The organism is Streptomyces mesophilus (assembly GCF_011044995.1).
GTDB lineage: Bacteria > Actinomycetota > Actinomycetes > Streptomycetales > Streptomycetaceae > Streptomyces > Streptomyces mesophilus.
On the sequence record NZ_JAAKZW010000001.1, the window covers coordinates 14,593 to 30,089 of the forward strand.

Genomic DNA, 15,497 nt, shown 5'->3' on the forward strand with positions numbered 1-15,497 from the left:
GGCAGACTGCCAGGACCGTCCCCCCGGCGGCCAGCCGTTCGCGGCGGGGGCGGACCACGGCGGATGCGGACAGCTTGGGGGCGAGCTTCATGGCGGAGACGGAGTTTCGGGCCACGGGCGTGCGGATCGGCCGGCGGCTGCGCTCGCTCACGCGGGCCGGGCAGGTGCGCATCGCGGGTGGCCGCCTGGAATTGCTGACGAGCAGCGGCCGGGAGATCGACAGCGCGCCCCTGACCGAGGTGAGCGCCGGTCAGCCCTGGTTCGTGCCCGAGGACAAGGCTCTCGCCACCGTCAACGGCACCCGCTATTCGCTGACGCTCGGTGAGCGCGACCCGGCTCCCGGCGAGGCGGGGCCGCCCGCCGCGAGCCGCTTCATCGAGGCCGTGCGCCAGGCCACCGGCCGTTTCAAGCGCAGCTGACCCTCGGGGCCGACGGGGTCGCGCCCCGCCGTGTGACCTCGCGGTACGTCACGCAAGTTGCACAGCCGTATCCCCTGGGTCACCCTGGACTCACCTCGCTACTCAGGGTTCAACGGCGGTCACGCTGCGACCCAGCCACCGCCCAGCAGACAGCCACTGTGGGACATCCGGAGGCGACTCCGGATGCGTCAGCCGTCTTCTTCCGGACCTCAATTCGGGGAGTCGCAGCCGTGATCAGCCAGCCAAGCAGGCACTGCACGGTGGAGCTCCAGGCCCTGCCGTCGCGGATCGGGCAAGTCCGCAGAATCGTCTCGGCGCAGCTGCGCTACTGGCATCTCGATCCTCTGATCGACTGTGCCGCGCTCGCCGTCACCGAGTTGCTCACCAACGTCCACCGGCATGCCGAGCCGGACAAGATGTGCACGGTCGAGATCGAGCTGCTGCTCGACCACCTCACCGTCTCCGTGCACGACCACGATCCCCGTGTGCCGCAGATCCGCACGGCCGATCCGCTGGCCACCTGCGGGCGCGGGCTCGCGATGGTCGCGGCCGTCAGCGAGAGCTGGGGTGTGCGGCCGCAGGGCCCGGCGGGCAAGACCGTGTGGTTCACCCTGCCGGCCCCGTCCCCGGCGGTGGCGCTCCCGGCGTACCCGATGCACGGCGCGATCCCCTTCACCGAGACTCCCGCCCGGCCGGCCGTGGTGGGCTGACCGGGCGGTGATCTTTTTCTTGTACGGGGTGGACGCGCCCTCCTCCGTACGGGTTGGACGCGCTGTCCTTCGTACGGGTTGGGAGGGTTCTCCGCCGTAATGGTTGGGAGCGCCCTCCGCGGTAAGGGTGGGGAGTGCCCTTGCGCCGTACGGGGTAACGGCGCCCCCCTCCGTGCGAGGGGGACGCCGTCAGCCGCTGGCGGGTGCCGCGCAGTCACTCCGCGGCGATGGCCCGCAGCACGTTCAGCCTTGCCGCCCGCCGGGCCGGTCGGAGGCCGGCCACCGCGCCCGCGGCGAGGCCCACCAGGGCCACCACCGTCAGCTGAAGCGGCGGCAGGGCGAAGGCGAACGCGCTGTCGCTCGCGCCGTCCGAGGCCTTGACCAGGATCCAGCCGAGGAAGCCGCCGAGCGCGAGCCCGCCCGCGGTGCCGAACGCGGCGACCAGGACCGATTCCCAGCGGACCATCGCGCGCAGTTGGGCGCGGGTCTGGCCGACGGAGCGCAACAGGCCCAGTTCGCGGGTGCGTTCGTGTACGGACAGGGTGAGGGTGTTGGCGATGCCGAGCAGGGCGATCAGGACGGCCAGGGCGAGGAGGGCGTAGACCAGGGTGAGCATCATGTCGATGCCGCCGGCCGCGGACTGTGCGTACTCGTCGCGGGTCTGTACCTCGGGTCCGCCGTAAGCGGCCGCGGTCTTCTCGACCGCCGCGCGTCCCTCGGACGCGCTCACGCCGTCCTTGAAGGTGACCGCGATCAGGGTGTCGGAGTCCTGTGCGCGGTGCGGGGCCCAGGCCTCACGGGTGATCACGTAGTCGCCCGCGAGTTCGGACCGGTCGAAGACGGCTCGTACGGTGAAGGGTTCCTTCTTGCCGTCGGTGAAGGCGAGTTGGGCCGTGTCGCCGACGGTGAGGCCCCTCTTGTCGGCCTCGTCCCGGGCGATCGCGAGCCCGTCCGTGCCGAGGCTCCGGAGCGAGCCGTCGACGGTGCCGAGGTCGAAGCCCTTGGCCAGGTCCACCGGGTCGGTCACGGTCAACTGGCGTCCTGCGCCGTCGACTTCGGCCACCCCCCTGCCCAGGCCGACGGAGTTGCCGACCTCGGGGAGCTCGGCGATGGCGGGTGCGAGCCGGGGGCTGAGTCCGCTGCCGCCCGCGCCGAAGGCTGGCGCGCTCACGGCGACATCGCCCGCGAAGGAACGGGACACGGTCTGGTCCATGGTCGCCTTGAGGGAGGCGGCGAACACCGTGAAGAGACCGACGACCGCGACCCCGATCATCAGCGCACTCGCGGTCGCCGCGGTCCGCTTGGGGCTGCGCAGTGCGTTGCGGCGGGCGAGGCCACCGGTGACGCCGCGCAGCCGGTCGAGGGGTCCGCCGAGGATCCGTACGGCGCGGCTGGACACGACCGGCCCGAGGACCACGAACGCGACGAGGGCGAGCACCGCTCCCGTGCCGGCCAGCCAGAGCGACGGGCTGACGAGGACACCGACGAGCGTGATCGCCAGCGCCAGGACGCTCAGCGCACCGCCCGCGACCGCACGTCGGCGCGAGGCTCCGGAGTCGTCGACCTGGCTCTCGCGCAGGGCGGCGAGCGGCGCGGTGCGTCCGGCCCGTACGGCCGGCAGGAGCGCCGAGCCGAGGCAGACCACGATGCCCACGATCAGCGGCAGTGCCATCGAGAGGGCCTTGATCACCAAGTCGCCCTCGGGGAACGGGAATCCGATCGCCGGGAACAGCGCCTGCAGCCCGGCCGCGATGCCGATCCCGCCGAGAAGTCCGGCAGCGGAGGCGGCCACCGCGACGACGGCCGCCTCGACGAGGGTGGCGCCGAGCACCTGCTGACGCGAGGCGCCGAGCGCGCGGAGCAGCGCGTTCTCTCGGGTGCGCTGGGCGACGACGATCGCGAAGGTGTTGTGGATGGAGAAGGTCGCGACCAGGAGCGCGATGCCGCTGAAGACGAGCAGGAAGGTGGTGAACAGGTCGAGGAACTGCCCGGAGATCATATCCGTGTTCTCCTCGGCGGACGCCTGGCCCGTGATGGCCTCGACGCCCTGAGGCAGTACGGGAGTCAGCGCGTCCACCAGCTGCTGCTGGCTCACGTCGGGTCCCGCGCGGACCGAAATGGTCGCCGCTTCACCGGGGTTGGGAGTGAGGTACTTCTCCGCGTCGGCCTGCGTCATGCCCGTGAACGTCACCTGCGCCATACCGTCCGCGCCACCGAACGTCGCGAGGCCGACGACGGTCACCTTCACCGGGTCGGGGGTGCGCAGCGTCGTCGTATCGCCGATCTTCAGATCGCCGCTCTTCGCGGCGCCGCGGTTGATGACGACCTCGCCGGACTTCTGCGGGGCGCGTCCTTCCGCGAGTTGGTACGGGTTGAGCTCGGGGTCGGCGATCCAGTTGCCGGCCAGGGTGGGCGGGCCCGCCCCGCCGATCGGGTCACCGTTCTTGCCGACGAGCTGACCGGCGCCCTGGATGCTGGGCGCGGCAGCGGCCACACCGGGCACCTTCTCGATGCTGTCCACGAGCGCGGTATCCACCGGGCTGCGCACACCTTGGCTCTCGCCGGGTGTGGTGATGGTGTCGGCGCTGCGGACGACGGCGTCGGTGCCGCCGGCCGCGTTGCCGAACATCGAGCCGAAGCTCGCCTTGAGGGTGTCGCCCATCACGAGGGTGCCCGCGAGGAAGGCGACCCCGAGCAGCACCGCGGTGAACGTGCCGGCGAAGCGGCGCTTGTGGGCGCGGAGCGAGGAGAGGCTGATCCGCGCGGTGGCGGCGTTCATGACGCTCCTCCCTGATCCTTGGTGCGGCTGTCGAAGGCCTTCATGCGGTCGAGGACCTTGTCCGCGGTCGGCGCGGCCATCCGGTCGACGAGCCGGCCGTCGGCGAGGAAGACCACCTCGTCGGCGTGGGCGGCGGCCACCGGGTCGTGGGTGACCATGACGACGGTGCGGGCCATCTGCCGCACCGCGCGGCCGAGCAGTCCGAGGACCTCTTCGCCCGCGCGGGAGTCGAGGTTGCCGGTCGGCTCGTCGGCGAAGACGACGTCGGGCTGTCCGGCGAACGCCCTTGCCACGGCGACGCGTTGCTGCTGTCCGCCGGAGAGTTCGGTCGGCCGGTGGTGCAGCCGGTCGCCGAGACCGACCACATCGACCAGGGCGTCGATCCACTCGTGGTCGCGCCTGCCGCCCGCGAGGTCGATCGGCAGCGTGATGTTCTCCGCCACGGTGAGGGTCGGCAGCAGGTTGTACGCCTGGAACACGAACCCCACCCTGTCGCGTCGCAGCAGGGTGAGCCGCTTGTCGTCGAGGGCGCTGAGCTCCGTATCGCCGATGAACGCGGAACCGGAGCTGAGGGTGTCGAGGCCGGCGGCGCAGTGCATGAGCGTGGACTTGCCGGAGCCCGAGGGCCCCATGATCGCGGTGAAGCGGCCGGCCGTGAAGTCGACGCTCACCCCGTCAAGGGCCCTCACCTCGGTGTCGCCGGCGCCGTACACCTTCACGGCGTCGACGACCCGGGCGGCGGTGGCGGTCAGGGTCGCGGTGCTCATGCCGCACCGCCCTTGCGGCCTTCGCGGAGCCCGAACTCCTCGTTCAGGACGGTCAGCCGCCGCCAGTACTCGTCCTCGTCGATCTCACCGGTCGCGAAGCGGTGGCCGAGCACGCTGATCGGGCTCTGCGCGTCGGGGCGCTCACGCCACGAGCCCCGCGGTCCGCGTCCGCGCCAGACGGTGCGGCGAAGGAGCGTGATCCCGCCGATCACGACGGCCGCCCAGATCAGCGGGAAGAGCAGAATCCACGGGCCGGGCCCGCCGTCGCCGAAGTGCGCCAGGGTCTGCATCCGAACCATCTCCTCGATGAGGTCTCATTGCTTCTCGATGCTTTGAGACTCGCTCGTGGACGGGGTCCGGGTCGTCGTACGGGCAGCGGCTGTCCGGCTGCTCCCCCGGGAGTACGCGGGGGCCCGAGCTGAGGCGGGAGCGCAGCTTCCGGTGGTCGCCCGGCTGGTGGGGGCCTGCGTCCATCCGCCTGCCATGGGAGTACGGCGTGCGGAGTCCTGCCTGCGTTGCCCGCTCACCGTGCAGGTCGACGGACGCGCGCGAGCCGCCCCGAGGGGCTGCCCACCTGGACAGCACCCGGAGCGGCTCGTTGTCCCCTGCCGCAGCTCAGACCGGGAGAGTGCGGATCACTCTGTTGCGCCGAAGATCGCGGGATTCGATGGTGAGCTTGCCGTCGGTGCCCTTCAGGACGCGCAGGCCCTGCGACTCGGCGCCGCTGATGGCCTTCTCGCCACCGTTGCCGTCGGGACCGTAAAGGGTCTGGATGAAGCCGGTGTTGACCACGGTGAAGCCGGCCGGGTCACCGCCCTCGACGATCTTGCGGGCGGCCCAGTCGCTGCGGGCGAGGTCCCAGTGGGTGTGGCCGGAGAAGAAGATGACGTTGGGGTGCCGGCCGAGGATGGTCAGCAGGTCGGTCTCGTCCACGAAGTCCTGGTCGTAGAAGCCCGCCTTGTCGTCTCCGATGGTGCCGGACACGGTGCCCGGCAGGACGTGGTGGCTGAAGATGAGGACGTAGGGCTCGGCGGAGAGCTCGTTCAGGGTGGAGTCCAGCCAGCTCAGCTGGGATGCCCCGAGCGTCACGAACGGCGGGCTCGTGCCGTTGACGGCTGGTGCGGTGGTGCCGATGAAGAGCAGCGGCAGCCCGGCCGCGGTCATCCGGAAGTACACATCGGGCATGCCGGTGTAGTCCAGGAACCGCTTGACCTGGGTGTCGAACGGGTCGGAGTTGTACTGCTCGTGGTTGCCCAGCGCGGCCAGTACCCGCTCGGGGTGGGGGTGGCCGGCAAGGGTGCCGTAGAGATCCTCGTACTGCTGCACGGTGCCCTGCGCCACCAGGTCGCCGGCGATGACCAGCGCCTCCGATGCGCCGAGGCCGGACAGGGTGTCCAATGCCTTGCCGAAGTCGGCGAGATCGCCCTGGATGTCGCTGATGACGTCCAGGGCGGCAGCGGGCGCCTGCGGCTTCCTGGCGGCGGCGGCCTCGGCGGCGGTCAGTCCACCCAGCGGCACGGTGGCCAGCGTGAGCCCACCCGCCGTGAGGAGCGTTCTCCGAGTGAGGGGAGTCATGGGGCGCAACGTAACGGGCGTGACCCTTGCGGTCCTTGGACAGGTGGTGCGGGATCTTGGACATTCCTGACCCGTGGCCCGGCCGGGATTCACCCGGCAACCCCCTTGGCTCGCAAGGGCGTTGCTCCTACGCCGACTCGCGCACCACAAGACGCGGTGTGAAGAGCACGTTCGGCTCCGGAACATCGTCTTGCCGCAGCCGGGCAAGCAGCAGGAGCGCTGCCTCGCGGCCCATGTCTTCGAGGGGCTGGTGGATCGAGGTGAGCGGAGGGTCGGCGGCCGCGGCGACCCAGGTGTCGTCGAAGCCCACGACGGCGACGTCGTCCGGTACGGTCCGTCCGGACTCCCGCAGTACGTCCACTGCGGCGGCGGCCATGAGGTCGTTCGCCGCGAACAGCGCGTCGAACTGCTCGCCGCCCGCGAGGAGTTGCCGCACGGCCTCCTCGCCGGAGACGCGCGAGAAGTCGCCCTGCGCGACCGGCCCGTGTGCCAGCCCTGCCTCGTCGAGCACGGCGCGAAAGCCGTGCCAGCGGTCGATGCTGGCGCGGATGCTGAGCGGTCCGGTGATGACGGCGATGCGACGACGGCCGCGTTCGATCAGGTGGTGCGCGGCGAGGCGCCCGCCGGCCGCGTTGTCGACATCGACGCCGTAGGCCGGTGTGTAGCCGGCGGGCGCCCCCACCAGCACGGTGGGTACGGCGCTCGCGTCGAGCCGCCCGAGCAGCGGATCACCCTCGTGCAGCGAACTGAGCAGCACGCCGTCGACGTGGCGCGCGCTGAGGAATGCGGTGAGCTGGGCGTGTTCCTGCCGGGACTGGGCGATGGCGAGAAGGAGCTGGATGCCTTCGGCGGCGAGGGCCGCGGACGCGCCGCGTACGAGGGGCGAGTAGAACGGGTCCTCCCAGAACCCGCGGTCGTCGGTCACCGCCGCGACGAAGGCCACGGTGTCCGTGCGCTGGCGCACCAGTGCGCGGGCGGCCGAGTTGGGGACGTAGCCGAGTTCCTCGACGGCGCGCAGGACGGCTGCGCGGGACTCCGGGCTGACGTGCCCGGACCCGTTGATCACCCGCGAAGCCGTACCCCGCCCGACCCTTGCCCGTGCCGCGACCGCCTCGAGCGTCGGCCTGTGCTCCTTCATCCGCCGGTCACCTCCTCCGGGCCGCTCCACCAGCCACTGTTGATCTCAAGCTAATCCGTACGGTGCTCCGAGGACGCCCCCTCCCGGAAAGAGGGCCGAGCGGACTTGGTTCAGTCGGCGGGCGGTGGGTCCACGCGATAGCCGGGGACCGATGGCCAGCGCACCGTCAGGACGACCGATTCCTCCTCCGCGTACCAGGAGTGGTCGACGCCCTTGCCCCACAGGATGTACTCGCCCTGCTCGGCGAGGACCACGTCGCGGCCGGGGAATTGCATTCGGAAGCGGCCGCTGATCAGGACCAGGAGTGCCGTGCGGATCTCTCCGGTGGCCCATTGCGCACGTCGGTCACCCGCTGGATGGACGCCCCATTTGATCTCCAGCTCGGCGCAGTGTCGGGGGTCGGCCGGGTCCTTGAAGTGGCCGAGGAGCCAGCCGCGGTCGAGCGCGGCGTCGCGGTCGGCCCGGCCCACGTGCACGCCGTCCACGACCTCGTGGAACGCTGCATCGCCGCCCAACGCCTCGTCGTCGCTCATGCGAGGACCCCCATCGGGTCGTCGAGTACGGGTTGCCAGGCCAACTCGGCCGCTCCGACCAGGGAGTTGTGGTCGAGCGTGCAGGCCAGGATGGGGACTCCCCCGCTGCGGCCCCACAGGCTGCGGTCGGCAACCACGGCGCGCAGTCGGTCGGGGTCGGCGTCCAGGAGGGCGCGGTGGAGGCCGCCGAGGATGATGCGGTCGGGGTTGAGGATGTTGACCAGGCCCGCGAGGCCAAGGCCCAGGCGGTCGATCATCTCCTCTGCCGCCATGCGCACCTGCGGCGCGGCATACGAGCCGCGCAGCAGATCGGTGGACTGCTGAAGGAGCGACACCTCGGGGCCGGGCTCGCGGCCCGCCGCCATGAGGAAGGCGAGCGGGTCGGCCTCGACGTCCAGACAGCCGCGGCTGCCGCAGTGGCAGGGCCGGCCCTCGGGGTTGACGGTGAGGTGGCCCACTTCGAGAGCGAGGCCCGAACTGCCCGTGTGCAGCCGTCCGTCGAGCACCAGCGCGCCGCCGACCCCGCGGTGGCCGGTGGCGACGCACAGCAGGTGCGCGGCGCCGCGGCCCGCGCCGTGGCGGTGTTCGGCGAGCGCGGCGAGGTTGACGTCGTTGCCGGTGAAGGCCTGCACGTCCAGGCCCGCGGCCTCGATGCGTTCGGCGAAGATGCGGCGTACGGGCGCGCCGACCGGCCAGGCCAGGTGCAGCGGATTGAGGGCGAGTCCCTCGGGGTCCTCGACGGCGGAAGGGACGGCCAGACCGGCACCCGCGCATCTGCGGCCGGAGGCTTCCAGCAGTTCGGCTCCGGCGTCCACCACCGCGCCGATCACCTGTACGGGATCGGCGTCGACGCTCTCGCAGCCGGGCGTCGTCGCGACGATCCGCCCGCCGAGCCCGACGAGGGCGGCGCGGTATCCGTCGGCGTGCACCTGCGCGGCGAGTACGACGGGGCCGTCCTCGGCGACGGTGAGCCGGTGCGAGGGCCGGCCCTGCGATCCGCCGGCCGCACCGGGCTCGACGGTGATCAGCCCGAGCGCTTCGAGTTCCGCGGCGACCACTCCGGCGGTGGCCCGGGTGACGCCCAGTTCGGCGGTGAGCACGGAACGGGTCGGGGCACGCCCCGTGTGCACCAACTCCAACGCGGGGCCGAGCGCTCCGCGCCCTCGGTCCAGCCGGGAACGCGCGGATCCTGACCGCACTTCACTGGGCGCCGCCTTGCCGTTCATGGCGCCGAGTCTCCCATGATCCGCCGGGGGCTCAGCGGCAGGTTCCCTCACGTTCTCGCTCAGCGTTCGAGTTCCCTGACCCTCAAGGTGAGGTCGAGACTCTGGCGGAGGGAGCCTCGGGAGACCGGCCGGTGATCATGACAGCAGGTCCCTCATCACGGTTGTCGGAAGAGCCGGATTGGCCGCGGCGTGAGCGCCCAGTTCGGCGTCGTCCAGGAGCGCCATCAGGCTGGGCGCGGGCAGCCGTGGATGTGCGGCAGCTCCGGCTCGGACGGCTGCGTCCGGGTCGTGGGTGAGCCGCTCGGCCGCGTCGGGCGCCAAGTCGGGGTCCAGGAGGGCGAGGTGGCGCTCGGCAGGCGTGTCGGCCGTCGCGAAGCGTCTGCCGAGGTCTGCGGTCGGGAAGTTCGGGTGCTCGGTGAGCAGGTCGCGGTGGTGGTCGGGGCCGGGGTGGGACAGGTAGCAGTCGAGGAGCAGGTCGGACGGGGCTGCCGGGTGGTGGTGGGCGAGCCGGAGTCGTACGCCTGCGTCGTCGTCCCGCGCGAGCAGGGTGACCAGTTCGGTGGGCAGGGCGGGGTCGGTGGCCGCCCGGCGGCGGAGCAGGGGGTGGCGCGAACGGGCGTGGGCCGCGGAGACGGCCGGGTCGGCGGGTGCGGAGGCATGGGGCTCCCACGGGACGCCCGTGTGCCGGTCGGGCTCCACGACGTAGTCGATCGCTGCCCGTTCGTCCTCGCTCAGTTCGGGCCGCAGGGAGACTTCGGTGCGCACCTGCGGGTCGGGGTCGCGCGCGAGGACCCGCACCAGGGCGGGTGGAAGGTCGTCGCGGCAGGCCAGTTGCCGGCGTACGTCGGGGTCGGGGTGCTCCATGAGCGAGGCGACCACGTCCGGCGGGGTGCTGTAGTTGTGCGCCAGGGTCCAGGCGGCGTCGCGATCGGGATCGTTCATCATCCAGTCGACGACTGTTCTGGGCAGACGGCAGTTCACCAGGAGGTGCGTGGTCCAGTGGTTGCGCGGCGGAGGCAGCGTGCCGAGCTCGCGTTCCGTCACCGCCTCGTCGTCCTCGTCACGCCGGCGTCGGACCGTGTTCTGAGCGGCCGCGCGAAGATCGGGGTCCGGGTCGTCGAGCAGCGCCGCCTGCTCCGCCTCGGTCAGCGAGCCCCACACGTTCAGGGCGTACCGGCGGACGGCGGCCAGGGGGTGCCGAGCAAAGGAGAGCTGGACACGAAACGGGATCTGGCGCGAGGAGAACAGCTCGGACAGACAGTCGTTGTCATACGTCGTGAGCATCCGGTCGATCACCCGGTCGGGCAGGGGCCGCACCGGCCGGTTCCGGTCCGGGCGGCCCGCGAGCCACGCCTGGACGATCCACTCGGGATCGTCCACGAGCAGCCCGCGCACCTCCGGTTCCACGTACGGATTGCGGGCCAGTGCCTTGCGGACGCGGACGTCCGGGTGCGCGACGATCGCAGCCGCCACTTCCTCGGGGAACGAGGCGCGCCGGCCGGCAAGGGCGGACCAGGTGTCCTCGTGCTCAGGCGCCAGCAGCTTCAGCAGCACCTGCGCCGGCGCGGCCGGATTGACGGCCAGTCCACTCAAGCGCGCGTCGTTCACCGACACCCTCCCCCGTCAGTCCGTCCACTCCAGGCCGCTCACCCGCAAGGTGATGTTGAGCCGCCCCACAAGCCCCAGTTCAGCGGGGGCGGTTCCCCCGTGCACCCGCGGCACCCCGTGATAGTTCAGCCGTGACTTCCCGCCGAACACGAACGCGTCTCCACTGCGCAGCTCCACGTCCGTATAAGGCTTGGCCCGTGTCTCGCCGTTCCCGAACCGGAAGACGCAGGTGTCGCCGAGGCTGAGCGACACTACTGGATCAAGGGATTTCTCGTCCTGGTCGCGGTGCATGCCCATGCGGGCGTCCGCGTCGTAGAAGTTGATCAGGGCGATGTCGTACGGGGCGTCGGCGAACTCCTCGCCTACGGCCGCTGCCGCCGTGCGTCGGCCCAACTCCACGAGCGCTTCGGGCATCGGCTTGACCGGTGCGCCGTCGCCGTCCACCGCGGTGCGCGCATAGCCGTACGGAAACCAGTGCCAGCCCAGGCCGAACTGACGGACGGACATCCGGCCGCCGCCCGGGGTGGCGACCTCGCGGAGCCCGGCGGGCGGGCGGGCCCAGGCGCGGCACTGCGCCAGGAGCGTGCGCTGCTCGGCAAGGTCCAGCCAGTCCGGGAGGTGTACGGCGCCGGGTGCGATGGTGCGGCGCGGGCGCCGGAACAGCTCGTCCATGAGCCCGAGGCTACGACGACGCGCCGCCGCACCGATCGCCCAGGCCGCGAACGCCGTGGGCCTGACCGCCCTGGCCCACTTCGCCCGTGATCTCCAACCTCTCGGGGCGGAGCGCCGCGCCGCGTTCGAGGAGCTCCTCGCCGCTCAGCTCGCCCAGATCGAGACGGCGATCCACCGGAGCTGACGGGCCGCTCCTGAGCCCGCGGACCCCAGAGGCCGCAAACTCCTGGCCCACGGGGCCCGTTCTACTCGGCGCCGGCCGCGTTGCGCCGATGCGCCGCGATCTTCGCCCGGCTGGTCGCGAGGTGCTGGGCGGCCAGTTCGTCGACGCGCTGCACGTCCCGCGCCTCGATGGCCAGGTACAGCTCTTCGTGCTCATGCGCGAAGACATCGAGATCGTCGTGCTGGCCGAGCAGCCAGCGCAGCCTGCTCTGCAGGATCCCGTCGAGCTCGCTGAGCAGTGCGTTGTCGGCGAGTTCGGTGACGGTCTGATGGAAGTCGGCGGCCTTGCGGCGGGCGGCGCCGCCGTCGCCCCTCTCCGACGCGGCCTGCTGCTCGTCCAGATCGGCGCGGAGTTTGGCCAGGCCGGCGCGGGTTCGGCGCTCGGCGGCGAGGCGGAATGCCAAGGTCTCCAGAGCGGAGCGCACCTCGTTGAGGTCGGAGACATCGGACTGGCTGAACTCGCGCACCACGGCCCAGGTCCGGGGCCGCGGCGTGACCAGGCCTTCGCTGACGAGACTGCGCAGCGCATCACGTACGGGCAGCCGGCTGACGCCCAGCTCGGCGGCGATCTCACGCTCGACCAGCTTGCTGCCGGGAGCGCGCGTACCGTCGATGATCTCGTCGCGCAGGGTGTTCATGACCCGCTCCGACTCGGGGGTGAATTCCTCAGCCGTTGCCATGCCGCCATTTTCGCATCCGAGATCGTCCGTGCGGCGCTCTGCGGGCATGTGGGTGGCCACAATTTGTATACCGAGTTACTTATCGGCAAGCACGAAGGACCTGTGAATTCCGGCGAATCCCCATATCAGAGGCCAGCAAGGCCGCCGAATATTTGGTATCCCAAGTGTTAGGGTCCGGGAGTCGCCCTACCCACAGGAGGCTCCTCGTGCACACCCGCTGGCGTGCCGCCCATGTGCTCGCGTACCAGAACGGGCAGCATGCGCTGCTGCGCGACGGTGAGGTGGTGTGGCAGGACGACACCATCGCCCATGTGGGCCGCGGTTGGGAAGGGCCCGTGGATGAGGACGTGGACCTCGGCGACCGCCTGGTCATGCCGGGCCTGATCGACCTGGACGCCCTCACCGACATCGACCATCTGATCCTCGACTCGTGGCACTCCCCCGAGACCGGGCCCGGCCTTCAGTGGTCCCAGACGTACGCCCGCACGAGCCGTGATGTCTTCACACGTGCCGAGCGCGCCGTGATCCGCGAGTACGCGCTGGTCCAGCTCGCGTTGCACGGCGTCACCACGTACATGCCGATCGCGTCCGAGGTGCACAGCTCCTGGGCGGAGAGCTTCGACGAGTTCGCGGACATGGCCGAGACCTCGCGGCGGATCGGACTGCGCGGCTATCTCGGGCCCAGCTACCGCTCCGCGGTCAATGTCGTCGATGCCGACGGCCGGCGCGATCTCCACTTCGACGAGGAGCGCGGACGCGCCGGCCTGCGGGACGCCGAGCGGTTCCTCGACCACGTCGAGCAGCTGGCCGACCCGCTGGTGCGCTCGGCCCTGCTGCCCTGCCGTATCGAGACGATGACCCCCGAGCTGTTGCGCGCCACCGCCGCGCTCGCGCGCAGCCGCTCGGTCCCGGTCCGGCTGCACTGCCTCCAGGGCACCGTCGAGCGGGAACTCGTGCAGCGCCTGTACGGATGCACCCCGCTCGAACTCATCGAGCGGACCGGCCTGTTCGACGCGCATCTGCTCATCCCGCACGGCATCGTCATCGACCTCCACCCCTCCGTACACGGCGAGGACAATGGCGATCTGGACACCCTCGTCCGGGCCGGCGTGTCCGTCATCCACTGTCCGCAGACCTCGCTGCGCTACGGCGATGTCCTGCATTCCTTCGGCGAGTACCGCCGCGCCGGGCTCAATCTCTGCCTCGGCACCGACTCCTTCCCGCCGGACCTGATCCGCGGCATGGACCTCGGCGTGCACCTCGCCAAGGTGGTCGACGGCCGCGCCGACGCCGCACCCGCCGAGGCCTATGTCGAGGCCGCGACGCTCGGCGGCGCCCGCGCGCTCGGCCGAGACGACCTGGGGCGGATCGCCCCGGGCGCCCGCGCCGATCTGGTGGCCTTCCGCCTCGACGACATCCGCGACGGTGTGCTCGACGACCCGGTGCGCACCTTGCTGCTCAACGGCACCGCCCGCAATGCCACCCACTCCGTGGTCGACGGCCGACCGGTCCTCGTCGACGGGTCGCTGCCCGGCGTCGACACAGGGGCGCTGCGCGTTCAGGCACAGGAACTCTTCGCCAAGATGCGGGCCGCGTACGGCGAACGGGACTTCAAGGGGCGCGACGCCGACGAGCTTTTCCCGGCCACGTTCCCGCCCTTCGTGGACGAGACGCGCTGATCCGCCTTCGTGGAAGGGATGCGCTCCTTCATGGACGAGACGCGCTGAACCACCCCGCACAGGCACCACCCCCCGACCTCAGCGAGGAGCCACCACGCATGCTCATCAGGAACGTCCGCCCGTGGGGCGGCGAGGCCTCCGACATAGAGCTGAAGGACGGCAAGATCGCCGCCGTACTGCCGCACGACCCCGCGCGCGCCGAGGCCGGCGAGAGCGTCGACGGCCGCGGCCGGCTCGCCCTGCCGACCTTCTCGGACGTCCACTGCCACCTCGACTCCAACCGCATCGGACTGCCGTTCCGCCCGCACACGGGCAAGCCGGGCGTCTGGGGCATGACGATGAACGACCGCGAGCACTGGCGCGAGGACGGCCCGGTCGCCGACCGCACCACGCGGCTGCTCGGCCGGATGATCGAGCGGGGCACCACCCGCGTCCGCAGTTACGCGCAGATCGACGCGGACTGCGGTCTCGAGCGCTTCGAGGGTGTGCTCGCCGCGAAGGAGGCGCACAAGGACCGCGCCGACCTCGAGATCATCGCGTTCCCGCAGGCCGGTCTGCTCCTGGAGAAGGGGGTGCCGGAACTGATGGACCAGGCGCTCGCCTCGGGCGCCGCGGTGGTCGGCGGTATCGACCCCTGCACGCTCGACCGCGACCCGGTCAAGCACCTCGACATCGTCTTCGGGCTCGCGGAGAAGCACCAGGCGCCCGTCGACATCCATCTGCACGAGCCAGGCCACCTGGGTGTGTTCAGCACCGACCTGATCCTGGAGCGCACCCGCGCGCTCGGCATGCAGGGCAAGGTCACGCTCTCCCACGCGTACGAGCTGGGCACGGTCGACGAGGCCACCACGCGCCGTCTGATCGAGGAGTTCGCGGACCTCGACATCTCGATGGCGACGATCGCCCCGGCCCAGCAGCTCACCGCGCTGCCGCTCGTCGAGCTGACGAAGGCGGGCGTCCGCGTCGGTCTGGGCGAGGACGGTCAGCGGGACTTCTGGTCCCCGTACGGCAATGGCGACATGCTGGACCGCACTTGGCAGCTGGCGTTCACCAGCCGCTACCGCGCCGACGAACTGATCGAGCACGCCTGGGCGGTGGCCAGCCGCGGCGGTCACTCGATCCTCGATCCGTCGCTGCAGCGTCTCACCTCGACGGCCGACCGGCCGGGCGTGGACGCCGGTGACGCCGCCGATCTGATCCTCGTCGACGGCGACACCGTCTCGGCCGCCGTGATGGACCGCGGCTCGGACCGCACGGTGATCCACGCGGGCCGTGTCGTCGCGGACCGGCTCCAGCTCGTCTGAGCACCACCGAACAACGCCCCTGCCCCGGAACTGGCTTTTGGGGCAGGGGTTTTGCTCATACGGGGAGTAGGCGCCCTCGCCGCAGCGCACTCCAGCGTCAGCGTGGCAACGTCAATCCGCCCTCCCATGCCCCATATGCCCGGGGCGAATTGGAGCATTTCCGACTTCCGCATGGCGGGCGATCG

At 71.4% G+C, this 15,497-nt stretch carries 15 protein-coding genes; 5 read left to right on the plus strand and 10 right to left on the minus strand.

The genetic code is table 11. The annotated features are described in order from the left end of the window. The first annotated feature begins 89 nt into the window (after positions 1–89). The gene (locus G6045_RS00070; RefSeq protein ID WP_165329616.1) at positions 90–419 is read left to right on the plus strand and encodes a hypothetical protein; all 330 of its coding nucleotides are present in this window, start codon (positions 90–92) and stop codon (positions 417–419) included. A gap of 230 nt (positions 420–649) precedes the next feature. Beyond that, on the plus strand, positions 650–1,129 hold the full coding sequence (locus G6045_RS00075) for an ATP-binding protein (protein ID WP_165329617.1): 480 nt from the start codon (positions 650–652) through the stop codon (positions 1,127–1,129). A gap of 214 nt (positions 1,130–1,343) precedes the next feature. Here G6045_RS00075 and G6045_RS00080 read toward each other — a convergent pair whose 3' ends face one another. From G6045_RS00080 to G6045_RS00120, 9 genes are all read right to left on the minus strand, one after another. Next, positions 1,344–3,908, minus strand: a complete 2,565-nt coding sequence (locus tag G6045_RS00080; RefSeq protein WP_165329618.1) for an ABC transporter permease — start codon at positions 3,906–3,908, stop codon at positions 1,344–1,346. After that, entirely contained in the window at positions 3,905–4,675 is a 771-nt protein-coding gene (locus G6045_RS00085; protein WP_165329619.1) for an ABC transporter ATP-binding protein, read from the minus strand. The genes G6045_RS00080 and G6045_RS00085 overlap by 4 nt, the downstream gene beginning before the upstream one ends. Continuing rightward, complete coding sequence (locus G6045_RS00090; RefSeq protein WP_165329620.1) at positions 4,672–4,965, minus strand: SHOCT domain-containing protein; 294 nt, start codon at positions 4,963–4,965, stop codon at positions 4,672–4,674. The genes G6045_RS00085 and G6045_RS00090 overlap by 4 nt, the downstream gene beginning before the upstream one ends. Before the next feature lie 325 nt (positions 4,966–5,290). Beyond that, complete coding sequence (locus G6045_RS00095; RefSeq protein WP_165329621.1) at positions 5,291–6,250, minus strand: DUF4073 domain-containing protein; 960 nt, start codon at positions 6,248–6,250, stop codon at positions 5,291–5,293. A gap of 127 nt (positions 6,251–6,377) precedes the next feature. Beyond that, positions 6,378–7,388: a LacI family DNA-binding transcriptional regulator gene (locus G6045_RS00100; RefSeq protein WP_165329622.1), complete on the minus strand. Its 1,011-nt coding sequence runs from the start codon at positions 7,386–7,388 to the stop codon at positions 6,378–6,380. 110 nt (positions 7,389–7,498) lie between these two features. Continuing rightward, complete coding sequence (locus G6045_RS00105; protein WP_165329623.1) at positions 7,499–7,921, minus strand: cupin domain-containing protein; 423 nt, start codon at positions 7,919–7,921, stop codon at positions 7,499–7,501. Further along, positions 7,918–9,147 (minus strand): ROK family transcriptional regulator, encoded by a 1,230-nt coding sequence (locus G6045_RS00110; protein ID WP_165329624.1) that lies wholly within the window; start codon positions 9,145–9,147, stop codon positions 7,918–7,920. Before G6045_RS00110 ends, G6045_RS00105 begins: the two co-directional genes overlap by 4 nt. Before the next feature lie 135 nt (positions 9,148–9,282). Further along, entirely contained in the window at positions 9,283–10,755 is a 1,473-nt protein-coding gene (locus G6045_RS00115; RefSeq protein WP_165329625.1) for a translation initiation factor 2, read from the minus strand. Between the two features lie 15 nt (positions 10,756–10,770). Continuing rightward, positions 10,771–11,427 carry an alpha-ketoglutarate-dependent dioxygenase AlkB family protein gene (locus G6045_RS00120; protein WP_165329626.1) on the minus strand — a complete coding sequence of 219 codons (657 nt, stop codon included), beginning with the start codon at positions 11,425–11,427 and terminating at the stop codon, positions 10,771–10,773. Between G6045_RS00120 and G6045_RS42300 the strand changes: the two genes are divergently transcribed. After that, positions 11,426–11,611 carry a hypothetical protein gene (locus tag G6045_RS42300; RefSeq protein WP_408056282.1) on the plus strand — a complete coding sequence of 62 codons (186 nt, stop codon included), beginning with the start codon at positions 11,426–11,428 and terminating at the stop codon, positions 11,609–11,611. The genes G6045_RS00120 and G6045_RS42300 overlap by 2 nt on opposite strands. Positions 11,612–11,672: 61 nt before the next feature. On the opposite strand, the gene G6045_RS00130 is transcribed toward G6045_RS42300, so the two are convergent. Beyond that, positions 11,673–12,329: a GntR family transcriptional regulator gene (locus G6045_RS00130; RefSeq protein WP_165329627.1), complete on the minus strand. Its 657-nt coding sequence runs from the start codon at positions 12,327–12,329 to the stop codon at positions 11,673–11,675. A gap of 206 nt (positions 12,330–12,535) precedes the next feature. Between G6045_RS00130 and G6045_RS00135 the strand changes: the two genes are divergently transcribed. Next, on the plus strand, positions 12,536–14,008 hold the full coding sequence (locus tag G6045_RS00135; RefSeq protein ID WP_165329628.1) for a chlorohydrolase family protein: 1,473 nt from the start codon (positions 12,536–12,538) through the stop codon (positions 14,006–14,008). A gap of 98 nt (positions 14,009–14,106) precedes the next feature. Further along, entirely contained in the window at positions 14,107–15,312 is a 1,206-nt protein-coding gene (locus tag G6045_RS00140) for an amidohydrolase family protein (protein WP_165329629.1), read from the plus strand. Positions 15,313–15,497: the final 185 nt, after the last annotated feature.